The 22,270-nt window shown below is 72.2% G+C and carries 19 protein-coding genes; 6 read left to right on the top strand and 13 right to left on the bottom strand.

Annotation, left to right across the window (positions count from 1 at the left end):
• Positions 1-81 precede the first annotated feature (81 nt).
• From ABZ449_RS16475 to ABZ449_RS16455, 5 genes are all read right to left on the bottom strand, one after another.
• Positions 82-2,187, bottom strand: a complete 2,106-nt coding sequence (locus tag ABZ449_RS16475) for an ATP-binding protein (RefSeq protein ID WP_360346066.1) — start codon at positions 2,185-2,187, stop codon at positions 82-84.
• Complete coding sequence (locus ABZ449_RS16470) at positions 2,184-2,957, bottom strand: DUF4255 domain-containing protein (protein ID WP_360346064.1); 774 nt, start codon at positions 2,955-2,957, stop codon at positions 2,184-2,186. Before ABZ449_RS16470 ends, ABZ449_RS16475 begins: the two co-directional genes overlap by 4 nt.
• Positions 2,954-6,241, bottom strand: a complete 3,288-nt coding sequence (locus ABZ449_RS16465; protein ID WP_360346062.1) for a hypothetical protein — start codon at positions 6,239-6,241, stop codon at positions 2,954-2,956. Before ABZ449_RS16465 ends, ABZ449_RS16470 begins: the two co-directional genes overlap by 4 nt.
• Before the next feature lie 256 nt (positions 6,242-6,497).
• Entirely contained in the window at positions 6,498-7,211 is a 714-nt protein-coding gene (locus ABZ449_RS16460; protein ID WP_360346060.1) for a hypothetical protein, read from the bottom strand.
• A gap of 87 nt (positions 7,212-7,298) precedes the next feature.
• On the bottom strand, positions 7,299-11,471 hold the full coding sequence (locus ABZ449_RS16455; protein WP_360346058.1) for a polymorphic toxin-type HINT domain-containing protein: 4,173 nt from the start codon (positions 11,469-11,471) through the stop codon (positions 7,299-7,301).
• A 551-nt stretch (positions 11,472-12,022) separates the two neighbouring features.
• Between ABZ449_RS16455 and ABZ449_RS16450 the strand changes: the two genes are divergently transcribed.
• Positions 12,023-12,394: a hypothetical protein gene (locus ABZ449_RS16450; protein ID WP_360346056.1), complete on the top strand. Its 372-nt coding sequence runs from the start codon at positions 12,023-12,025 to the stop codon at positions 12,392-12,394.
• 61 nt (positions 12,395-12,455) lie between these two features.
• Here the strand turns inward: ABZ449_RS16450 and ABZ449_RS16445 are convergent, their stop codons facing one another.
• Positions 12,456-13,451 carry a helix-turn-helix transcriptional regulator gene (locus tag ABZ449_RS16445; RefSeq protein WP_360346054.1) on the bottom strand — a complete coding sequence of 332 codons (996 nt, stop codon included), beginning with the start codon at positions 13,449-13,451 and terminating at the stop codon, positions 12,456-12,458.
• A 334-nt stretch (positions 13,452-13,785) separates the two neighbouring features.
• Entirely contained in the window at positions 13,786-14,196 is a 411-nt protein-coding gene (locus tag ABZ449_RS16440) for a tautomerase family protein (protein ID WP_360346052.1), read from the bottom strand.
• 100 nt (positions 14,197-14,296) lie between these two features.
• Between ABZ449_RS16440 and ABZ449_RS16435 the strand changes: the two genes are divergently transcribed.
• Positions 14,297-14,638 (top strand): transcriptional regulator, encoded by a 342-nt coding sequence (locus ABZ449_RS16435; protein ID WP_360346050.1) that lies wholly within the window; start codon positions 14,297-14,299, stop codon positions 14,636-14,638.
• A 208-nt stretch (positions 14,639-14,846) separates the two neighbouring features.
• Here the strand turns inward: ABZ449_RS16435 and ABZ449_RS16430 are convergent, their stop codons facing one another.
• Complete coding sequence (locus ABZ449_RS16430; RefSeq protein ID WP_360346048.1) at positions 14,847-15,584, bottom strand: VOC family protein; 738 nt, start codon at positions 15,582-15,584, stop codon at positions 14,847-14,849.
• A gap of 223 nt (positions 15,585-15,807) precedes the next feature.
• Between ABZ449_RS16430 and ABZ449_RS16425 the strand changes: the two genes are divergently transcribed.
• Positions 15,808-15,942, top strand: a complete 135-nt coding sequence (locus tag ABZ449_RS16425; RefSeq protein WP_360346046.1) for a hypothetical protein — start codon at positions 15,808-15,810, stop codon at positions 15,940-15,942.
• 136 nt (positions 15,943-16,078) lie between these two features.
• On the opposite strand, the gene ABZ449_RS16420 is transcribed toward ABZ449_RS16425, so the two are convergent.
• Genes ABZ449_RS16420 through ABZ449_RS16410 form a run of 3 tightly spaced genes read right to left on the bottom strand, consistent with a single transcriptional unit; the run spans position 16,079 to position 16,916 of the window.
• Entirely contained in the window at positions 16,079-16,243 is a 165-nt protein-coding gene (locus tag ABZ449_RS16420; protein WP_360346044.1) for a hypothetical protein, read from the bottom strand.
• Positions 16,231-16,491 (bottom strand): hypothetical protein, encoded by a 261-nt coding sequence (locus tag ABZ449_RS16415; protein ID WP_360346042.1) that lies wholly within the window; start codon positions 16,489-16,491, stop codon positions 16,231-16,233. The genes ABZ449_RS16420 and ABZ449_RS16415 overlap by 13 nt, the downstream gene beginning before the upstream one ends.
• Positions 16,488-16,916, bottom strand: a complete 429-nt coding sequence (locus ABZ449_RS16410) for an ATP-binding protein (RefSeq protein WP_360346040.1) — start codon at positions 16,914-16,916, stop codon at positions 16,488-16,490. The genes ABZ449_RS16415 and ABZ449_RS16410 overlap by 4 nt, the downstream gene beginning before the upstream one ends.
• 259 nt (positions 16,917-17,175) lie before the next feature.
• On the opposite strand from ABZ449_RS16410, the gene ABZ449_RS16405 reads away from it, so the two are divergent.
• Positions 17,176-17,985 (top strand): helix-turn-helix transcriptional regulator, encoded by an 810-nt coding sequence (locus ABZ449_RS16405; RefSeq protein ID WP_360346038.1) that lies wholly within the window; start codon positions 17,176-17,178, stop codon positions 17,983-17,985.
• Positions 17,982-18,182 carry a DUF397 domain-containing protein gene (locus ABZ449_RS16400; RefSeq protein WP_360346036.1) on the top strand — a complete coding sequence of 67 codons (201 nt, stop codon included), beginning with the start codon at positions 17,982-17,984 and terminating at the stop codon, positions 18,180-18,182. The genes ABZ449_RS16405 and ABZ449_RS16400 overlap by 4 nt, the downstream gene beginning before the upstream one ends.
• 60 nt (positions 18,183-18,242) lie before the next feature.
• Here ABZ449_RS16400 and ABZ449_RS16395 read toward each other — a convergent pair whose 3' ends face one another.
• Complete coding sequence (locus ABZ449_RS16395) at positions 18,243-18,980, bottom strand: LuxR C-terminal-related transcriptional regulator (protein ID WP_360346034.1); 738 nt, start codon at positions 18,978-18,980, stop codon at positions 18,243-18,245.
• Positions 18,981-19,197: 217 nt separating this feature from the next.
• On the opposite strand from ABZ449_RS16395, the gene ABZ449_RS16390 reads away from it, so the two are divergent.
• A complete protein-coding gene (locus ABZ449_RS16390; protein ID WP_360346032.1) occupies positions 19,198-20,601 on the top strand; it encodes a hydrolytic protein in 1,404 nt (467 codons plus the stop codon).
• A 294-nt stretch (positions 20,602-20,895) separates the two neighbouring features.
• On the opposite strand, the gene ABZ449_RS16385 is transcribed toward ABZ449_RS16390, so the two are convergent.
• A complete protein-coding gene (locus ABZ449_RS16385; RefSeq protein ID WP_360346030.1) occupies positions 20,896-22,116 on the bottom strand; it encodes a GNAT family N-acetyltransferase in 1,221 nt (406 codons plus the stop codon).
• Positions 22,117-22,270: the final 154 nt, after the last annotated feature.

Raw genomic sequence — 22,270 nt, 5'->3', positions numbered from 1 at the left:
GGCCGCCCCGCCGTGCCGGGGCTGCCGGCCGTCCCGGGGGCGATCAGCCGTCCGGGGGCGACCAGCCGTGCCCAGGCGCGGTCAGCCGTGCCCGGCGTCCCCGAGGACGCCCAGCCACGGCCCGAACTCGCTCGCCAGCACCAGCCGACCGAGCTTGCGGTACTCCCCGACCACCGCGGAGACCAGCTGCGCCATGCCCAGCGGGGCACCCGTCCCGGCGGCCAGGTAGGCCGCGGAGACGGCACAGGCCCGGATGGAGCCGCCGGTGAGCTCGAAGTTCCGGGCGCAGAAGTCCAGGTCGAGGTCGTCGCCCCGGGGCACCAACGGCCCCAGGCAGCGGTCCCACAGCAGGCGCCGCTGCGCCGCGTCCGGCAGCGGGAACTCGGCGATGACGTCCAGCCGTCGGGTGAACGCCTCGTCGAGGTTGGCCCGCAGATTGGACGTCAGCACGGCGATCCCGTCGAAGGACTCCATCCGCTGGAGCAGGTAGGCCGTCTCCACGTTGGCGTGGCGGTCCCGGGAGTCCTTGACCTCCGAGCGCTTGCCGAACAGCGCGTCCGCCTCGTCGAACAGCAGGACTCCGTTCACCTGCGCGGCCTCGGTGAAGATCCGTTCCAGGTTCTTCTCGGTCTCGCCGATGTACTTGTCCACCACGGTGGAGAGGTCCACCACGTACAGCTCCATGCCGAGTTCGGCGGCGACCACCTCGGCCGACATCGTCTTGCCGGTGCCGGACTCCCCGGCGAACAGGGCGATCACACCGGTGCCCCGGCCGCCTCCCGGGCGCATCCGCCACCGTCCGAGCACCTGGTCGCGGTGCCGGGCGCGCAGCACGAGTTCGCGCAGCCGGCCCGCGGTGGGGGCGGGCAGGACGAGGTCGGACCAGCCGACCCCGGGCTCGATCCGACGGGCGAGCCGGGCCAGGCCGGCGGCGTTCTGCGCCCGCACCGCCGTGCGCAGGTCCTCGGCGTGAACCGGGCGCCGCTCGGCGGCCGCCGTCCGGGCCGCGACCGAGGCGGCGCGGGCCAGTTGCTCCTGGTCCAACCGGTAGGCGGCCACCGCCTCGGTCAGCTCCTCTCCCAACTCCTCGCCCAACTCCTCGCCCAACTCCTCGCCCTGCTCCGAACCCAGCGCGTGCGCCCACTGCTCGGCCCGGCCGCGCGCGTCCGGCGGCGGGACGGTGAGCACCACGGGGCTCTGCGCCGCCCAGGCCGGGTCCCAGACCTGCGGGCCGTGCACGACCAGCGGGACGCCGGCGAGCCGCGCGCACAGTTCGCGCAGCAGGGCGGCCCGCTCGGGCCGTTCGGGTTCGAGCCGGTCCAGCGGTCCGAGCACCACGCCGCCCCCGCCCAGCCGCGCCTCGCGGGCGAGCACCCGTACGGTGGCCTCCGGCGGGCGGGCGGCGAGGACGGCGGCGTCGACCACCAGGGGCGGCGGGCCGTCGACCGCGAGGGCGGCCACCGCGAGCGGGCCCGCGTGCCCGCCCCGGTCGAGCAGGTGCACCAGGCCGCCGTCCGCGGCCAGCGCCCGCAGCTGTTCGAGCGGCTGGTGGGGGCGGTGGCCGGGCCCGGCGCGATGGGCCAGTCCGACGAGGGTGCCGTCCGGCTCGTCGTCGCCGAGCAGATGGGCCGTCACCCGGTCCGGCACGCGCAGGGTGCGGGAGAGCAGCGGCCGGTCCGGTTCGGTGATCTCCAGCAGGCCGCCGGCGATCAGCGGGGCCCGGACGGAGAACCGGAAGCGGCCGTCGCCGGCTCCGGACAGCCCGCACAGGTCGAGGGCCAGACCGATGGTCGCCCGGCGGCGGGTCAGGTCGTCGTTGAGGTAGCCGTAGAGCTGTTCGAAGCGGGAGTCGAGGTCGGGGGCGAGGGCCACCAGCAGCAGGTCGAGGTCCACCGGGAGCAGCCCGAAGGCAGCAGTGAGCCGCCAGAGCCGGGAGCCGGGCGGCGGCACGGGCCCGTCACCGGGGTCCGCGGCGCCCCGGTGGACGGCGGCGGAGGCCGCCAGGATGCGTTCCACCGCCTCCGGGCCGAGGTACTGGCCGCGGTACGGGTCGTCCGGGTCCGGGTCGTCGGCCCGGCGTTCGCGCACCGCGGCGCGGACCCGCCGTTCGACCCGGTGCAGCCGCTCCCAGAGGTGGTCGGGGGCGGGCGGTGCGCCGTTCGCCCTCTGGTCCAGGTCGAGGCTCATCGCGCCCTGCCCCGTGGCCGGCGGCCGGGCGGCAGCCCGCGTTCCCGGGGCGCGGCGAAGCCGTCCGCCCCCGGGTCCCCGGCGCCCTGGTAGCGCAGCCGGCGGCCCGGGCCGTCCGGGGGCGGCGGGGCGGCGGAGGGTGACGGGCCGGCGGCGGGCGGCGGGCCGGCCGGGCCGGTGTCGGGCCGCGGACCGTCCGGCCTGGTCTGGTCGGCGTGCAGCACCAGCCCCTCGGTGACCGGCGGCCCCGCCGGGGTGCGCCCGCCGGGCAGCGGGGCGAGTACCCGGAGGTCCACCGACGGCCGTAGCTCCCCGCCGAGCGAGGACCAGACGTCGGACACCGACGGCAGGCCGGTGTCGCGCCCCGCGATGTCCAGCGCGACGGTCAGTCCGAGCTCGGCGAGCGAGCCGGTGAGCAGCCGGGCGGGCAGCACGTCGGTGGCGGTCAGGCACTGCAACACCTCGGCCAGCAGCCGGTGTTCGTCCTGCGGCCGGTTGGTCCAGGCGGTGACCAGGTAGGCCAGCTCGAACCAGCGCGGCGCGGGGCGGTGGCCGGTCACCAGCCCGTCCGCGTCGTACTCCGCGACGGTGCCCGACTGCCGGCGGCCGGTGTCCTCGCGGAGCCCGTAGAGGAAGACGCTGACCGTGGGCGCGTTGCGCCGGGCCGCGAAGTCCCGGGTGGGCGCGTCGAAGACCACCTCGATCCCGCGTTCGGGCAGACCGGTCTCGGCGAGCAGCTGCCGCAGCGCCTCGTCGACCTCGTGGATCACCGCCGCTCCACCTCCCCGGGCGGGCCGATGCTGCCCTCGACCACCAGGAAGGGGCAGGTCACCGGGGAGAAGCCGGGGCCTTCGGCGGTGATGGTGCGGGGGCCGGTCTCGTCCTTGGGGAGGATGAGCAGCTGGCCGGCGAAGGTGCCGTCGCCCTTCGGGCGGGTGGGCGCCGCCGCGGCGGTGATGCCGGGGTTCCAGGTGAACGTCACCGGCGTGCCGGGCGGGAAGTCCACGCCGCGCACCGAGGTCACGAAGCCGGGCTTGCCGATCGGCGGCACCGCGACGATGCGGGGCTGGAGGATGCGCAGCGGGGTGCTCGCCCGGTGCGGCCCGGGGGTGGCGTCGGTGCCGGTGGTGGTCAGCTCCGCGGTGATGGTGGTGTCCAGCACCGCCACGGGCGAGAGCACCACCCGGACCACCGCGCTTCGGCCCGGGGCCAGGTCGCTCACGGTGCAGGTGCCGTTCCGGCAGCCGGGGGGCAGCTTCTCGGTGGGCACTGCGGCGGGCAGGCCCAGGGTCAGGCGCAGTCCGGTGGCGAGGGCCTGGCCGGTGTTGCGCACCGTGTAGCTGACGGTCACGTGGCCGCCGACGTAGCCGGGGTTCGGCTGGGCGTCGACCGCGACTTCCGGGCCCGCCTGCGGCGGCGGGGCGGGGGCCGGGGGCGGCGGCGGTACGGGGGTGGGTGTGGCGGTCGGGCTGAGCGTGGGTGTCGGGCTCGACGTCGGAGTCGGAGTCGGTGTCGGCGTCGGTGACGGCGAGGCGGTCGGTGACGGGGTGGTGGTCGGGGTCGGCGTGGGGGTGGGCGGCTCCAGCACCGGCAGGAAGGTCCGGGCGGAGTCGTCGTCGGGGTTCGGGTCGACCACCGCGCCGGTGACGCTCCAGCCGAAGTCCGGGACACCGGGCCGGGTGCCGATCAGGGTGGCCTTGATCCGGACCACCGCGCGCGGTGCCAGGGTGCCCAGTTCGCAGCGCAGGGCGGCCGCGTCGCACGATCCGGTCGGAGTGGTCAGCCGGCCGAGCCGGCCGCCGGTCGGCACCGAGACGGTGAGGGCGGTACCGGGTGAGGGCGCGGGGCCCTTGTTGGTGACGGTGACGGTCACCTCGGTGCTGCCGTCGACGGGGACGGCCGGGGTCCGCTCGGGCGCGCTGACCGCCAGGTCGACGGACTGCTGGACGGCCGGCTCCTTCTGACGGCCCGGCAGCCGCCAGTCGAGTTCGGTGAGCTTGGCGCTCGCGAAGTCGTAGACCTTGAGCCCCTCCGGCGAGCTGGGCGGCGCGGCCCGGCGGGAGGTCATCAGCAGCTGTGCGCCGTCGGCCGTCCAGGCGACGTCGCGGGGCTGGAAGGGCCCGGTGGTGGGGCGGTCGGGCAGCGGCCGGGTGCAGGCGCCCACGCCGAGCCCGGCGGGTACGACCACGGTGCAGTCGGCGCCGGTGGGCGTGGTGACCACCACGCCGTCCTGCTGGTTGTTCCCGCCGTCGCCGGCCTTGCGGTTGAAGGCGATCCGGCGGCCGTCGGGGGCGAACGCGGGGCTGTCGTCGATGACGTTGCAGCTGCCCGGGCAGGCCGTCCGACTCAGGTCGGTCTGCCGGGTGAGGTCGTCCGCGGAGACCGTCCAGACGTGCAGGTTGCCGGCGTTTGCGTTGACCACGGCGGTGCGGGAGAAGGCGATCAGCTTGCCGTCGGGCGACCAGAACGGCTGGCCGTCGGAGGCGCCCTGCTGCCCGGCCGGCGGCTGGACGGTGCCGACGATCCGCCCCGTGGACACCTCGGCGATCAGGACCCGCCCGGGCCGGGCCGGTTGCCGGCCGGTGGCCGGGGCGCTGCGGCTGAAGACGATCAGTCGGCCGTCCGGGGAGATCGACGGGTCGGTGTCCCGGTCGTTCGGACCGCGTCCGGCGAGGTTCATCGGCTGGGGGTCCGCGCCGTCGGCGTCGGCGGTCCAGATCCGCTGGATCCGGCCGGCGGGGCCGTCCTCGTAGCGGGTCACCACGATCTGCCGGCCGTCGGGCGTGAAGGTCTGGCGCTCGTACCAGGGGTCGAAGCCGGGGCGGGGGTGGAACAGGGGGTCAGTGGCGGGGTCGGTGCTGGTGTTGGTATCGGCGGCCGGGTCCTCGCGGAGCACGCTGATGCCGAGGTCGCGCGGATCGCCGCCGTCGGGACGCATGTCCTCCACGTCCGCGACGTTGGCGCCGGAGGCGCTGGTCTGCTCGACGACGGGGCCGCCCTCGTTCTGGGTGCCCAGCCAGGCGGGTGTGGCGATCAACCGGTTTGCGCGGTAGAGCATCTTGGGCGCGTCGCAGTTGCAGGTCAGCGCGCGGTAGAGGTTCACCACCGGTGGCTGGGCCGGGTCGGGCTGCGGGGTCGGGTTGTTGGGGTCGAGCAGGTCGGCGCTGAGGAAGAGCACGCCGCTGCCGTCGGCCATCCAGGCGGCGGAGCCGGTCTTCCAGGTGGATCCGGTACCGGGGAAGAACGCCTTGTCGCCGCCGGTGGGCGAGGTGAGCATCAGGGTCCTGCCCTGGTCGCGCTGGTCCCAGGTGTAGACGATCTCGTTGCGGTGGGCGTCGTCGTTCACCGGGTTCCAGGTCGGGTCGACCGCGTCCCCGTTGGTCACGTTGGTGACCTTGACGGGCGCGCCGCCCTCGAACGGCCGCAGGTAGATCTGGCGGTGCTCCGGTTCGCCGTCGCAGGAGTACGCGATCCACTTGCCGTCGGGCGAGACCGTCGGGTGGGTCTCGTCGGCGGCGCCGTCGGTGATCCGGCGCAGTCCGCTGCCGTCCCGGTTGACGGCCCACAGGACGTGCTGGGTACCGCCGTTCCCGCCTCGGGCCTCCAGGGCCTCGAAGACGACGCCCTTGCCGTCCGGGGCCAACGCGGGGTGGGCGGTGTCCATGCCGGTGGTGAGCCGGTGCACCGCGCCGGCCGCGTCGCGCAGGTACACCTGGGGCAGCGGGCCGTCGCGCAGGCTGGTGAAGACCAGTTCGTCGCCGCGGGCCGAGGGGTCGCGGTCGAAGTGGATCGGGCCGGGCCCGAACAGCGGGGTGCTCGACTCCGCGCCGGTGACCTTGCCGAGGCCGCGGTGGTTGGTGCCGGCGAAGACGATCCGCCCGGCCGCCGGGTCGACGGCGGCCACCGAGGCCGCGGCGGCACCCTGCCCGCCGGGGGCGGCGCCGGTCAGGGTCACCAGGGCCGCCGCGAGCGCGAGCAGCACCGCGACGGCGGCCCTGGCCGGCCGCCGGACGGAGCGGGGGGTGGCGGTGGCGCCGATCACGCTCGACCTCACAGGTTGCAGGGGCGGTCTCCCCCGCAGTGTCCCGGGCCGGGGCGGGCAGCGACAGGGCGCCGGCACCCTCAGCGGGGGAAACGACCGGTGTCCCCGGAGGGCAGGCCGGGACGGTCGTGGGGCGCGTGGGCCGGCGCGTGGGGGGCGGTCGGCCGGCGGGTCGGCTCCAGGGACGGCCGCGCCCCAACGCGAAGGCGCCGCCTCTCGCCCGCCCTTGCGGGCGTGGAGAGGCGGCGCCGTGTGCTCCGAGGGTCGATCAGAGGTCGGCCCGCAGGGCGACAGCCGCGGCGACCAGGTCGTCCAGCCGGTCGAACCGCCTGTTGTCCTCCTCGGCCTTCGATGAGGACAACAGGTAGGAACCGTCGGTCTCCTGCCGGATCCTCAGCTGCCCCGGCTGCTCGTCGTAGGCGTCCTTCGCCAGGACCAGCGTCCACATCGAGATGTAGGGGAACATCTCCGCGAGGACCGGCTCCGCACGCAGTGCGGTGATGAGGTTCCGGTAGTCCTCGAATTCCTCGTTGCCGAGGAGGAGGTCCCACATCACGGCTTCCGGGTTTCCGTCCTCGTACCCCTGACTCAGCCGTGAGTACGTCATGAAGGGAAACTCTTCGGAGAGCTCCTTGAGCGTGGCCCCCCGCTTCCAGGCCGCGATGACCCTGGCGGTCTCGACGAGGTCAGGAGTGGTTCCGCCGGCCGATGCCCGCAGTCCTCGACCGCTGCCCAGCCAAAGGACGAACCCTCTTTCCTCCAGCAGGAGGTTGACCCTCACCCGCCGCGCGGGTGACTCGAACACCGCGACTTTCGGCGACCAGTCGGGAACCGGCGGCGGGGTCTCGTCCCCGAGATCGATGCCGTGTTCGGCAGCGGTCGCGAGGATGGTGGCCGTCAGGCCTCCGAAGCGGGCGAACTCCGGATAGTGCCCGGATCCGCTCGATGGGTCACCGCCGGTCGCACCGTTCGCGTCGGTCATGGAATCCTCCCTTCGTACTCAAGCTCGGACAGGTTACCGGCCCCTGTCGGGCGGCCGCCGTGAACGGCCGCCCGACAGGGATCGCTGTCAGGGGGCCCACTCGAACATCCAGGCCTTCTGCCATTTGCCGTCATGCCACTTGGGCTCCGGCACGTCGATCCGCTTCCCGCTTTCGTCGTAGAACCTGAACTTGCTCCACGGCACCCGCTCGCCGATCACCGCCCGGGCGATCCATGACATCTCTTCCTGGGTGGCCTTGGCACCCGGGGCGAGGCCGGCCACCGCCATCCCCTCGAAATCGCCGTCGAAGCCCTTCATGTTGACGTGGATCTCGACCTTGGGGTCGTCGATGGCCTTCCGGACGGGCCCCCTCCACTCGTTCCCCCCGTACTTGGGATCCAGGAAGTGCCTGAAGCCCTGGTTGTTCGCCCATCCCGCGGTACCGGTCCACTCGTAGCCCAGGGCGACCGGCGTGAAGCAGTTGTGGACGAGGACCGGGGTGGTGCCCGCCAGGACGTAGAAGGTGTGGAAGTCGGCGACGGTGAGGTTGTAGGCGGCCTGAAGGCCCTCCCACTGCCTGGTCGCCCCGATGGTCGCCCGGCTGCCGGAGGGCGTCAGCAGGGTGTCCCCGGCCTGCAGGCGCGAGGCGTCAACCCAGGAACGCTCGGTGGCGTTCCAGAAGGGGTGGCTGCTGGTGGCGGTGAGTGAGCCGCCGCCGGCCAGGGTCAGGTCCGTGAACTGCCGGTCGTCGGGTGTGTAGATGGTGGCGTCGACGCGCCGCGGCCCCGTCTCGGCCTGGGTGGGATCGGTGGACAGGACCGTGTCACCGGTCCGGACGTCCTCGATGGACCGGGCGGAGCCGTCCGCCATGAGGACGGGCGTGCCGGCCGGGAAGCTGTTGAGGCAGCTCGGGGGAACCCGGGTGAGCAGCTTCTTGACGAACTCGACGGCCTTCTCGCCCCAGGAGCCGAACTTCTTGCCCCACTGGACGAACTTGGCCATGGCCGCGCCGTCGCCGGCGAACGGGATCGCGCCGATGCAGGAGGTGATGGCCTCCGCCTTCTTGCCCTCGATCGCGTAGTAGGCGCAGTTGATCAGGTCGGCGATGTCGGCGAGGCCGGGGGCGATGACGCCGCCGGCGCCGCCGATGACGTCCAGGGTGAGGTGGATGCTCTCGGAGATGAGGGTGTAGATGAAGCTGGCCTGGTCCTTCTGGTCCGCCTGCTTCTTGATCTCCGCCTCGATCGCCGAGACCTGGTCCTGCTTCTCCTTGGCCGCCTGCTCGTCGGCGGCCTTCTGCTCGGCGGCCTCCTGCGCGCGCAGCCGCTCGACCTCCGCACGGGCCTGTGCGAGGGCCTCCTCCTTGGCCTTCTGCTCGGCCTCGTACTTGGCCTCGTAGGTTCCCCAGGCCTCCTTGGAGGCGGCCTCGGCCGCCGTCGCGTCCTGGCCCGCGGCTTCGGCCGAAGCCCGGGCCGATGCGGCGGAGGCGTACGCGTCGTTGGCGGAACGGCGGGCCGAGCCCGCCGACTGCTGGGCCCGCTGGGCCGAGTACGTGGCCGACGCGGCGTCGTGCCGGGCCGAGGCCTCGGCGGCTCCGGCCGTCTTGGCGGCCCCGGCGGCCCGGGCCGCGGCGGCCTGGGCGGAGTCGGCGGCGGCCTGGGCCTTGGCGACGTACTCGGTGGCCGTGTTGGCCGACTGCTGGGCCGCGGCGGCGTAGCCGCCGGCCTCGGTGGCGGCGTCGCGGGCGAGGGCGGCGACGCGCTGGGCCTCGGCGGCGTTCTTCTGGGCGGTGGCCGAGGCCGCGGTGGCCTCGGCGATCAGGCCCGTGACGTCGGCGACGTGGACGGCCGCCAGGTGGTCCTTGCGCTGGGCCGAGTACTGGCCTTGGGCCACGAAGGCGCGCAGCTTGACGGCAGGGCCTTCGAGGGCGATCCTCGCCGCGGCCTTGAGCTCGGGCTCGGTGGCCGGGGCGTCCTCCAGGCGGGTGGCGGTGAGGCGGTCGTCGGCGATCTGCGCGTCGATGAGGCCCTTGTCGAGGAACGCGCGCAGGGCCTCGGGGGTGTTGGTCCGCAGTGCGGCGTCGGCGGCCGTCTTGACGGCCGGACCGGCCTTGTCGGTGAGGCGGGTGATCGCCAGCCGGTTGTCGGGCGCTTCGGCGGCGTACTGACCGCTGGTCAGGAAGGCGCCGACCTTGGCGGCGTCGGTGGACTTGAGGGTGTCGTAGGCCGCGGCGCGGACGGCGGCGTTCTCGGAGTTGTAGTAGAGCTGCCGGACGTCCTCGCGGTCGTCCTGGGCCTGCGCGTCGGCCCGTGCGGACTTCAGGTAGGTGACGACGGCGACGTCCGGACCGGAGAGGGCGACCTCGGCGGCCTTCTGCCCCCAGGTGCCGGATATCTTCCGGGAGAGGATGGCGAGCTTGCGACCGTCGGTGGCGACCTGCTCCACGGTGGCGCCCGGCTGGTTGACGGCCTGGGAGAGGCGCTCGGCCTCGGCCTTGGCCTTCTGGACCTCCTGGCGTGCCAGGTCGGTCTCCTTCTGCTTGTCCTCCTCTTCGGCCTTGGCCTTGCGGGCCGCCTCGGTGGCGGCCGCGGTGCGGTTCGTCAGGTCCTCGGCCTCGGTGCGGCGGGCCAGGTCCTGGATCCCGTTCGCCTTGTCGACCGTCTCCTGGGCCTCCTTGGCGAGCGCGGAGGCGGCGTTGGCGTGGTCGGTGGACTCCTGGGCGGCGTTGGCGCTCTGGCCGGCGTGGTCGGCGGCGTCCCGAGCGGCCTGGGCGGCCGCCGTCGCGTGTTCGGCCGCGGACTTCAGGAGGGCCGCGGCGTCCTGGGCCTTCGTGGCGGCCTCCTCGGACAGCTGCCGGGAGGCGGTGGCCGCGCGACCGGCTTCGGCGGCCTGGCGGCGCGTCGTCGCCGCGGCCTGCTTGGCCTTGGCCGACTGCGCACCGGCGCTGTCGGCGTAGGCGCCCGCCTGGTCGGCCGAACCCGCTGCCGCGTCCGCGTTGAGCCTCGCGCTCAGCGCGGCTCCCGACGCTTCCTTGCTGTCCGTGGAGGCACGGCCCGCCTGCTCGAGCGCGCCCTGCGCCTCGGCGGCGAGCTTGGCCGCCGCGGCGGCGGCGTCGGCGTCCACCCGCGCCTGGTGGGCCAGGCTCGCATCACTGGCGGCCGCGGCCGCGGACGTACGGGCGCGCGCGGCGGCCCGCGAGGCGGCAGCGGCCGCGGCGGCGGCGTTCGACGCCGCGTAGGCCGCGCTGCGGGCCGAGGCGTTGGCTGCGCGGGCGGCGGTGACGGCCGTCTGCGCCGCGCTACCGGCACGCTGGGCAGCGCTGGCGGCCTTGTTGGCGGCCTCCGTGGCCTTGGCCGTGTCGTTGCCGGCCTGCTGGGTCTCGAACGCGGCCCGCGCGGCATCCGCCTTGGCCGTCTCCGAGTTCTTGACGGCCGTGTCCTTGGCCTCGGTCGCGGCGACCGTCTCCAGGGCCGACTGGGCACTGGCGTCCTTCACCTGCTGGGTCAGCTGCGCGATGCTCGCGCGCTCCTGGTCACGGCTCTGCGCGACGTACTGCCCGACCGCGAGGAACTCGCGGACGTCCTCGATCGTGCCATTGAGCGCGGCGCGCGCCGCCGCCTGGACGTTGGGACCACCGGAACTCAGGATCTGGACCAGCTTGACCCGGTCGTCGCCGTCCTTCGCCGTGTACTGACCCTCGGTCAGGAACCGCTGCAGGTCGTCGCTGCTGCCGCGCAGTGCGGCGTCACCGGCGGCCTGGAGCGCCCGGCCGGCTCCCGTCTTCGGGTCGGTGATCCGCGTCGCCGCGAGCCGCTGATCGGTCTGGAGCGCCGCCTGCCAGCCCGTCTGCAGGAACGTGCTCAGCTCGGCGGCGCTTCCCTCGATCGCCTTGTCCGCCGCCGCACGGACGGCCGGTCCGCCGACGCTGGAGATCTGCGAGGCGGCGAGCAGGTCGTCCGCGTGCTGGGCCCCGGCCAGGTCGCTCTCCAGGAACCGCTTGACGTCCTGGTCGGAACCGGCGAGCGCGGTCTCGGCGAGCGCGTGGACCTTGGTACCGCCCGCGAGCCACGCCTGCACCGCGCGCTCGCGGTCGCTCAGCTGCACCTGCCCGCCGACCGGTTCGTCCGCGACGGCGCTCGGAAGACCGGCGCCGACGAGGCCGGCCGTGAGGGCGAGCGGGAGCAGGCTCAGCGAGATCCTGCCGAGCAGGGGCGGCCTCCCCCTCCCTCGTCGGCGTGATCGGGCTATCGGATCGTGCATCAGTGACCTCCACTGTCGATGTCGGCCGGATCGCGGCCGCAGCGGAGCCTATCGGGAACTCACACCGGAACAGCAAGTGTGCGAAGTAGCGGAATTGACGATACGCCAGGTGATCGACGTTCCAATTGGCACTATGTCAGCAAACTCACCTGCACCGCCAGAAAGCACTCAATGCCGCCGAAACCATGACATCTTCGCAGGCCAGCGGCGGTCGGGAAGCTTCTTGCACCAGCCGGCCCGGTTTCCTGAAGGCGCCTTACCAGACCCACGAGAGAAGGGCTCGAATTCCAGGGAACCTTACGGGGCAGCCCTTGATGAATCGTCAAGACAGCTGATTCGTCAGCCATTCAGACCGACCGACGAGGCGATGTCCACAAAGGGCGGAGTGCCCCGCGCCGGGTACGGGTGAGGCCTCTTTGAGCCACGGCCCCTTGAGTCCAGGGGTGATCCCTTCCGCCGCAGTGGGCGGGTCGGAGAGGCTGTTTCCCGTCACCGGACGTGGTGGTGCCACTTCCACTCCCGGTGGAATGCGAAGAGAGCGGAGACCTCACATGACCAAGACGCTACGACTCAAAGCCGGAATCACCGCGTTGGCGGCCCTGGCGGCTACCGGAGGCCTGGTCGCGGCCGCCCCCGGCGCCAGTGCCGCCGGAAACTGCTACCACTACAGGACGGCCGGATACGCCCAGGTGTTCAGCGGCTACCAGTACACCGGCGACTGTTTCGAGTGGCAGATCGGGACCTACTCGACCTTCCCGTCGCCCATCAGCCACAACGCCAAGTCGATGAGGAGCTGGGGTCTCTACGCCGGCCAGGGGTACGTGATAGGCAGCACCTACTACAGCTCGTCGATCAGGATCGTTGCCGGCGTGGAGTACAGGGAGCTCAGCGGGCCCCTGTCCCTCATCAACTACGGAACGTAGCCTCGATCCCCGTGAGGGTCCGTCAGCTCGCCGACGGACCCTCACGGGCGTGTCTCGTGGGTCACGAGTCGGAGAGCCAACCGCCTGTCGCCGCCTTGAAGCCGGCTTCGAAGCGGCTTCGGGCCCCGATCTTCTCCATGAGCGATGCCGCGATGCGGCGGGCGGTGCGATGGGAGACTCCGAGTCGGACCGCCACTGCCTGATCGGTGAGCCCCAGGACGAGCAGCCTCATGTACTCCCTCTCGTGCGTCGTCAGCCCGTGGTTGTCGAGCGGCTCGAGAGCGCCCAGCTCCGTTGCCCTCTTCCAGGTCGCCTCGAACACGGCGCACAGCGCGGCGGCGACCTCCTGACTGTGGATGAGAACTGCGTCGGCGTCGGAGTCGTCCGTGATCACGGGCAGGAGGACGACGTACTCACGGTCCATGATGATCATCTGGATCGGGAGGGTCGCAACGGTACGGGCTCGGCCGCCGAGGGAACGGAACCACTCGGCGTACTCCAGCGTTCGGTTGTCGCCCCGGAGACTGTCCGGCCACAAGGCGCGCACGCTGATGCCGCGTTCGAGCATCTGGCGGTCGACGCTCCGAGCCACCTCCAGGTCGCAGAAGGAGTAGGACTCGCCCCGCCCCACACTGATGAACTCCTGGGTGAGCTGTCCGGCCAGTTCGACGATGCGCGCACGCATGGCCTCCCTGCTCGGCAGGTGTTCGGCCACCGGGTGCCGGTGGCCCGCGCCCTGGTCGGGGCCGGTCACCTCGGAGATCAGGTGAGCGGCGGCGATGCGGGACATTTCGAGCTGCTGCTGGAGCGCGGCCAGGTCCGCCTGCTTGCGGTCCAGGAGCCATTTCATCCCGACCTCCGCACGGACGGCGTGCACGAGACCGGATCCGTCCAGGCTGACCAGCGACAGGTCGCCCAGCCGGTCGAGGGCGGGACCGATGACCTCCTCGGTCTCACCGAGTCGGGCAGCGAGTTCGGCACGAGTCGTCGCCGGGTGAGCCAGCAGCCGGCGGTAGACGGCCTCGGCCTGCCCGTCGAGCCCCAGGACTTTCAGCATGCTTCCCCCTCGCACCGCACACCCCGGCAGCGGTCGCTTTCGACCGGTCGCCGTAGTTGATCTTGCACGGCTCGGGCCCGGGCGGCAAGGGCTTCACCCCTGGTGAGATGCGGTGCACAGGAAGTCGGCGGGGCGACTCTGCTGGCGAAGTCGCTCGGGGTGGGGGTGCGGAACGGCAAGTGCCGGTCGGTTGGGGTGGGTTGGCTGTCTGTGGGCGTGGCCGGCACAGCGGACGCCCGTGGCCCGCAGGCGCACGACCGCGTAGCCGATCGATCGTGCGTCGGCGCCCCGCCCGAGCGGATCGGCATGCGGGGCACGGGCGTGACGCGCCGGATCACGGCTCGACGCGCGTTCCCGCCACGGCACCCAGCTCGACCAGTTGCGCCCTGCCGTTGCCCACCGACCAGTCGTCGAGGGCGTTCTCGGTGAGCGTGACGAACACGTCCTCGGGCCGCACGCCGACGTCGGTCAGATTGGCGGCGATCCGCTGGTACAGGTCGAGCTTGAGCTCCCGAGGCCGACCCGCCACCAGGGTGATCTGGACGCAGACGACGTCCCGGCGGGCCACGTCCAGGTAGTTCGGATCGAAGATCAGCTCTTCGGGCTCGTGCGGGGTGACGATCTGGAAGCGGTCACCGGCCGGGATGCCGACGGCGTCGACGAGGGCCTGGTGCACACCGTCGGCGATCGCGCGTCGGACGGCGGGCGGCCGGTTGGCGGACAGGTCGATGCGGACCAGGGGCATGAGAACGCTCGCTTTCCGGAAGGCCGGGGCTACAGTGTTCGATCAGCATCGACCATATCAGTGTTCGGTGACCATCGAACACTCTGCAGAGGATCCGTCCATGTCCGCCCGCACCCGCAGCCTCACCCACACCCATCCGACCGAGGTGTCGCTCCAGGACGCGCTCGACGCGGTAAGCGACCCCGTACGACGCACCATCCTCAGGGAGTTGGCCGGCGCCCCCGACTGGACCCGCGCCTGCGGCACGTTCGACCTGCCGGTGGCCAAGGCGACGCGCAGTCACCACTTCACCGTGCTGCGCACCGCTGGCCTCATCGAGCAGCGCGACGAGGGACCGCGCCGCCTCAACCGGCTCCGCCGCCCCGAATTCGACCGGCGGTTCCCCGGTCTCCTCGACCTGGTCCTGGCGGAGCCCGCAACGGACCACGGCAGTTCCGCGTAGGCTCGCGTTCGATCCCGCGACGACAGGGTGATGTGCCCCCCGTCTCACAGATCCCGCCGAAAGACCGTGGAGCCGGGTCGGACGACCAGGTGCACCGGCCACACGGGCCCTGACTCCCGGGGCCCGGGCCATCCGGTCGAATGGCCCGGGGCCCGGGGCCGGGGAGCAACGGTGGTCAAACAGGCGATCGGCCTGGGGCGGGGCGGGGCTAACGGGGGCTGAGCAGGCAGAACTCGTTGCCTTCCGGGTCGGTCAGGATCCGCCACGAGATGGCTGACTGGTCGATGCCCGGGTCGGAGGCACCCAGAGCGCGCAGCCTGGCCTCCTCGGCTTCCGGGTCGTCACCGCGGTAGGGGCGGATGTCCAGGTGGACCCGGTTCCACCCGCTCTTGATGTCGGGAGTGCGGACGAACTCCAGGTAGGGGCCGACGCCGTGGGCGGAACGCATGGACGCGTGGTCGTCGGCGACCTCGTGCACCGTCCAGTCCATTGCCTCGCCCCAGAACCGGGCCATCGCCCGCGGGTCGGTGCAGTCGACCACCACCGCGGCGATCGGCCCGGTGTCCCGGTAGATCTCCCGGGGCTCCAGGACGCAGAACTCGTTGCCCTCCGGGTCGGCCATGACCGTCCAGGGGACGTCGCCCTGCCCCACGTCGGCGAGCGTCGCACCGAGGTCCTTCAGGCGCGCGACCAGCTCCGCCTGATGGGCCGTCGACGTGGTGGCCAGGTCGAGGTGCACCCGGTTCTTCACCGTCTTGGGTTCCGGCCGGGCGACGAGGTCGATGCAGACGGCCGCGGGGGCGGGGTAGGCGAAGCCGACCGGTTCGAGGTTGGTCACGCCGGGGCCCTCGCTGTCGACACCCCATCCGAGTACCTCTGCCCAGAACCGGCCGAGCGCGGCGTCGTCCTGGGCCTTCATGTTGATCTGCACGAGTCGTGTTGCCATACCGCAGATCCTAGATCGAGAGCCGACCGGTTTCATCGGAGTTCCAGGGCGTCGAGCCACCGCTCCGCGCACTGTTGCCGCCGGCTCAGCGATGGCGGGCCCGCTGCGTGGAGTCAGGGGCCGGTGGCCGGGCCGCGGGCGGCCGAGGATCGTGTCCGTTCCTACTGGAGAATCAGCAGCAGGCACGGAGATACAAGAGTACGGGACAGCTGTGGTGAGTGTGATGATCCCGGCTGGGGCCGGCCCGGGACGGTTCCTCTGGTTCGGCAACGGTGATCTGGCGTTCTTCCCGACGTTCCGGGAGATCTTCGACTACGCCGTCGACCACGGACGCTGGAAGGACTACGCCGTGATGTAGCGGCTCCGCGGGAGTGGGAGACGGCCACCGTGCCGTTCTGCGCTCCGCTTCAACGATGGCCGGGCAGGGTCGAGTTCCTGCGCGCGCTTCCGCCGCCCGGTGGGTCCCGGCCGGGCGGCGTGGGCGGGGTGGGGTTTCAGGCCACGGGTTGGCGATCGCGCTCTCGGTCGGGAGCGGTGGTCGTGGTCGCGATGGGGTCCGGGCGGTGGGGCATCCGCAGGACGACGACCGCGCAGAGGCCGACGACGGCGATGGCGAGGAGCAGGAGGAGGGGAAGGGCGAGGTTGATCAGGAGTCGCACGGGGCCTCGGCCTTGTCGTAGTGACGGAGGATCGCGAGGAGGTTGAGCACGGTGCTGGCCGGGGTGGCGCCGAAGCGGACCAGGACCCGGCCGTCGACCACCCGGTCCGTGGCCAGGGCGGGCCAGATCAGGCCGAACTTGCGTCCGCGCTCGTGGAGTTCGTCGAGCAGCGAGGCGACCTCCGGCTCGGTGTAGGTGCGCATGATCGCGTCGGCCGGCCCGGTCGGGCGGCGGTGGTCGGCGGTCACGCGGCGGCGTCCAGCTCGAACCAGACGGACTTGCCCGTCTTGCGGTCTTCCGTGCCGAAGCGGTCGGTGAGGGAGCGGACGAGGCGCAGGCCCCGGCCGGAGACCGCGAGGAGGTCGGAGCCGTCGCGCTGGACCGGACGGATGGGGCTCCCGTCGCTGACGGAGACCCGGAGGACGTGGTCAAGCAGCGCGATGACGACCAGCGGAGCCGCACTGCCGCCGTGGCGCCAGGCATTGACGAACAGTTCGAGGAGCGCGGTCTCGGCATCGGCGACCAGGTCGGGCGTCCACCCGGCGCGCGCCGTGAGTACGCGCAACTCTTCGCGCGCGGCCGACCAGTCAGGGGGGATGTCGTGGGGGAGCACGATGAAACCTCCGCGGGGGGTGAAGTGGGTCGTCAGTCGCCACACCTCGGGCAGATGCACCTGAGGAACGGCGAGGTCACGGACTTGCGCCTACTCAGTGCACGCGATCCGCTACGCTCAGCATGCAGCCTTTGTGTCATGTGGCGCAACTCACTCACTGCAAGTCGCATATTTGCAAATCGAACCTGAATTCGGCCTCTACGACTGCCAGTTATCGGTAGCGCGGCCGACCGCCACACAGGCAGACTGGTCGACTGATGAGTTCTGGAGGGGACAACACATGGTGGTGTCAACCGTTCGCCGACGCCGACTCGGAGGCGTGCTGCGAAAGCTCCGCGAAGAGCGGAGGCTCACCGCAGAGGTGGTGGCAGAGGCAACGGGGATGAGCCAGGCCAAGCTCACTCGAATCGAGACCGCCCACACGGCGGCCAAGGTCGAGGACGTCAACAGGCTCCTCGACTTCTACGGATGCGATGACGAGGAGTACCGCGCCGGGCTGATCGCCATCACGAAGGACGGGAGCAAGCGCGGCTGGTGGCTGAGCTATCGGGATGTGATCAACTCCACCACATCCGACCTGATCCTCCTGGAGTCGGACGCCACCACCTACAAGACGTACGAACCGTCCTTGGTCCCGGGGCTCTTCCAGACTCCTGAATACGCGCGCATCGTCATCGACCGGCTGCGCATCCGGTCCGGTGGGTCCGTTGAGGACCTGGTTCAGGTGCGAATGGCACGGCAATCCATCCTGACGCGACCAAATCCTGTGCAGGTATGGGCCGTCATCCACGAGGCCGCCCTCTGCTCCAACGCCAACCGCCCCGAGATCATGGTCCCCCAATTGGACAGACTCCTGACGCTCAGCAGCCTGTCCAACATCAACATCCAGGTCATGCCGATCGGCGCTGCGATCCACCCGGGGATGAACGGAGCGTTCGCGCTCATGGGCTTCCCACAGCGGAAAGACCTCGATGTCGTCCTGGCCGAAGGGATGCTGAGCAGCCTGTGGGTCGAGGATCCAACCGACGTGGAGCTCTACCGAGCGAAGTTCCAGGAGATCACAGCAGAAGCCATGTCCGTCGATGCTTCGCTCGCCTTCATCACCGCACAGAGAGACAGGATCAAGTGACCCAGCAGATCTTCAAGAAGTCCAGCTACAGCGCCGGAGACGACAACTGCGTCGAGGTTGCCATCCCCGGCGGGCCGGTCTCCTACATCCGCGACTCCAAGGACCCTTACGGCCCCGCCCTGGCCTTCGGCCGCGCGGCCCACTCCTCCTTCATCGCCGCCGTGGCCACCGGGGAGTTCGACTTCGACCTCCTCTGAGCGCTCCCCCACGCCGATCGGTGCCTCGCCCGGACGGGCGAGGCACCGCTACCGCTTCCCCTATATGAGCCCGCGCCGCATGGCGTAGCCCACGGCGTGGGCCCGGTTGCGCAGGCCGAGGCGGGTGATGATCTCGTGCAGCACGTTCTTCACCGTCCGCTCCGAGTACGACGTCTTGGCGGCGATCTCACTGGTGTCGAACCCCTCCGCCACCAGCTTCAGCATCTCGGCCTCCCGCGCGGTCAACGTCGAGAGGGTCAGACCCCGCCCGTCCAGCATGGTGCGCTGCAACATCCCGATCCGGTCGAGCAGTTCGCCCAGCAGGTCTCCGGGCATCACGCCCTCTCCATTCGCCAGCGCCGTGATCAGGTTCACCAGCCGGTCCTGGTCGGCCTCGGAGCGGCGCAGCACCGCGGCGACCCCGTGCTCCACGATGGTCTGCAGCCCGCCGGCCTCGAAGTGCCCCACCACCAGGCCTATCCGGCCCGGGGTGGCGAGCCGCAGTCGGCGCAGGTGTTCGGTCACCGTCTCGGTCAGCGCGTCGACGACCAGCAGGGAGACCTCCGCCCGTCCGGCCTCGCTCTCGTTCAGCAGCTCCACCTCGGGCCGCTGGCGCAGCTGTTGGACCACGCCGGTCTGCAGGATGATGTCCTCCGCGAAGACGGCCACCCGCACCTGGGCCCGCCTGCCGCGCAGTTGCTCGGGGACGCGCGGCAGGCCTGCGGTGCCGGAGCGCGGTGCCGTTCCTGTCCGGCGGGCGGTGACGGCTTCCTCACGGGTTGTATCGGTCGACGTCATCGAACTACTCCATTTCTCTGGTCCTGCGAGGGTGACGGCCGGCCGCCGCGAGGCGGAGCCGGCCGGGGGACTGTGGGAGCGCGGGTCACGCGTGGCCGGGCCGGGCCCTCGGCCGCTCCGGGCGGGGTCTCCGGTCGGTCGGTACGGGCAAGGGGTGTGCCCACAGCTTGCCCGTACGGCCCTCTCCTCCGGCGCCGTACCGCCCTACCGTCACGCTATGACCACATCCGCCGAACTCGGCCTGCCAGCACTGACGGTGGCCCCCGGTGGCGTGGCCACCACGACCCTGACGGTACGCAACGACCTCGACATCGTTGAGGCGTACACCTTCGAGGTGGTCGGCGACTGTGCCGCGTGGACGACGGTCGAGCCGACCCGGATCTCGCTCTACCCCGGGACCTCCGAGACGGTGACGGTCCGGCTGGCTCCGCCGCGCTCCCCCGCCTCCCGGGCCGGGGAGTTCCCGCTCGGCATCCGGGTACTGCCCGTCGAGCGCCCCGATCTGGTGGCGGTGCCGGAGACCACGGTCACCGTGACGCCGTTCCACGAGCTGCGGGCCGCGCTCGCCCCGCGTCGTCGCCGTGGCTGGCTGCGCGGACGTTACCGGGCCTCGGTGCGCAACCTGGGGAACGCTCCCACCACGGTGGCCTTCACGCCCGGACAGGCCGGTGAGGACCTGAGGTTCGGGGTCGCGCCGGAGAAGCTGCGTCTGGAGCCCGGTGAGTCCGGGGAAGTGCGGGTGCAGGCGCGCACCCGCAAGCTGATCTGGTTCGGCAAACCGGCGACCTGGCCGTTCGAGGTCACGGTGGGCCCGGAGGAACGGGCGGACGGCAAGGACACCAAGGACAGCAAGGACGCCAAGGACAGCAAGGGTACGAGTGGCAAGCCCGCGGCCGCCCCGGAGGCGGTCACCGCACCGGAGGCCCAGAAGCCGGTCCTGGAGGGCGAGTTCCTCCAGCTGCCGGTCTTCCCCCGGTGGCTGCTGGCGCTCCTGGCCTTGCTGATCGCGCTGCTGCTGGCCTGGTTCGCCCTGGTCCGCCCGGCGGTGCGCAGCTCCGCGAAGCAGGCCGCCGAGCAGGCCGTCGCCCAGCAGAGCGCCACCCCGGCCCCGCCCGCCGAGGTCCCGGCCGGTGACACACCGGGCGCCCCCTCCAGCGGGAGCACTCCCGGCGGCCAGACCAAGCCGGGTGCCGGGAAGCCGGCCACCGGTCCCGGCAGCCAGGTCGGCCCCGGTGGCCTGGCGGTGCCCGGGACCGGACAGCAGAGCTCCGCCACGATCGACGTGCAGACCCAGAACGGCGCCGCCGCGACCGGGAGTTACCAGGTGCCGCACGGCAAGGTCTTCGACATCACGGACCTCGTGGTCGCCAACTTCCAGGGCGACCAGGGGCTGGTGACCATCACGGCCGGCAACAAGACGATCACCACGATCGCCTTGGAGACCTTCCGCAATCAGGACTACCACTGGGTGACTCCCATCCAGGTCCCCGAGGACCAGGCCGTGACGGCGAACGTGACCTGCGAGGCGCCGGGCACCCCGGCCTCGGGCAAGCAGGCGCCCGCGTGCCACGAACTCCTCAACATCAGCGGGACGTTGAGCGACATTCGGCCGGGGAACTGAACGACTCCGGCCCGTTCGTCTCGAATTTCCTGCTCCTCCCGCATCCCCGCTCACATCTCGTGACCATGTCAACACTCGACGGACACTGTTGCATCGTGCACCCGTACGAACAAAGCCGACCCGCCCACGACACGCCGCGGTCTGTCCCCTGAGGGCAATCGGCGTGGTCCTCCGGGGCAACCGGCCGCGCCCCCACGGGCGGTGCGCAGTGCCCCCGGAAATGCCGAACGCCGGTCCCGCCCTGGTGAGGGCGGGACCGGCGTTCGTCGTGGCGGAGGCTCTTCAGCCGCCGGATCAGAACCAGTGCAGGCAGTGCGGCGCGCGCTCGGCACGGAACAGGGCGTCGGCGAGGACGGCCGCGCCGGGGCGGTGGGCCCTGATGTGTCCGGCCCGGACGAGCACGCTCGGGGCGGTGCCACCGAGGTAGACCGCGCCCAAGTCCCGCACGTCCAGGGACAGATCGGGCTCCCGGTCCGTCGGGACGCACTCGGCCTTCCCGTCCCGGACGGTCAGCAGGTACCGGTGGTGCTCGCCGAGGAACGGGTCGTCGACGTCCAGGACCAGCTCGCCGTCCGTGAACCAGCCGCGCGAGGTGAGCGCGCGCGGGACGTCCAGCAGCCGCACCCACAGCCAGTCGGTGTGGTTGCTCAGCTCGCCGGCGTTGAAGTCGGCGAGCTGCCAGCGCAGCGGGTGCTCCGGCGGGTGGTGACGGAACACGGCCTTTTCGACCAGGTCGTGGCCGAGCACGAACCGGGCCAGCTCGGTGTGGGCCGCGTCGTCGACGGCGACGGTCTCGTCCACCATCAGGGTGCCCGCGTCCGTCCAGTAGCTGGCGTACCCGTCCGGGGTGCCGTCGGCGTCCCGGTGGACGGCGACGTAGCGCGGCGTCGGGGCGATCGGGACCTGCCCCGCGCCCAGCTCCCACCAGCGGCGCGGCCGGGACAGCGCGCCGGGCTGGGCCCGGCGGTAGCGGTCGTAGACCGCCTCCACGATCTCGCCGCACTCGGCCCGCCGCATCAGTTCGACCGTGCCGCCCGCCGGGGCGTCGTCCGCCCGCTGCGCCCGGGGTGCGGCGAAGGCGGCCTGGTGGCGCTGCACCGTCAGCCGCTGGGTGTACGTCGCCGGACCGTAGCCGAACCTGCCGTAGATCCCGGCCTCGGAGGCCAGCAGCACGGAGAGGAACTCCCCGCGGGCCCGCAGGTCGGCGAGCTGACGGCGCATCATCGCGGTGAGCACGCCCTGACGCCGGTGGGTGGGCAGGACACCGACGCACGTCACCCCGGCGGCCGGGACGACGACCTGCCCGGGCAGGGTGAGCTCGAAGGTGTGCGCACCGGCGGTGCCGACGGGCCGCCCGTCCGCCGTCACGGCGAGCAGGTTGCGGTCCATCTCGGTCGCCGCCCACCAGACCCCGCCGCCGTTCGCGTCCGCGGCCTCCGGGAGGCGCCCCAGCGCGGCGTGGAAGGTGTCGACGTAGGCCTTGAGGTCCTGGTCGGTCGTGGAACGAATCTCCATGTGGTGCTGCTGCCTCCCCGCGAAACCGGCGCCACCGCGTGTGGCGCCCCCCGAAGTGCAGCGTTACCGAGCGGCCCGGTCAACCGAATTACCCGCGGGGACCCGAGCGGGGCCGGCACGATCCCGGCGCCAGACCCGAGGACGAGGGCGTCCC

The organism is Kitasatospora sp. NPDC005856 (assembly GCF_040629945.1).
GTDB lineage: Bacteria > Actinomycetota > Actinomycetes > Streptomycetales > Streptomycetaceae > Kitasatospora.
The sequence above is the reverse complement of the archived record's forward strand: the minus strand, read 5'-3'. Positions and strand labels throughout refer to the sequence as shown.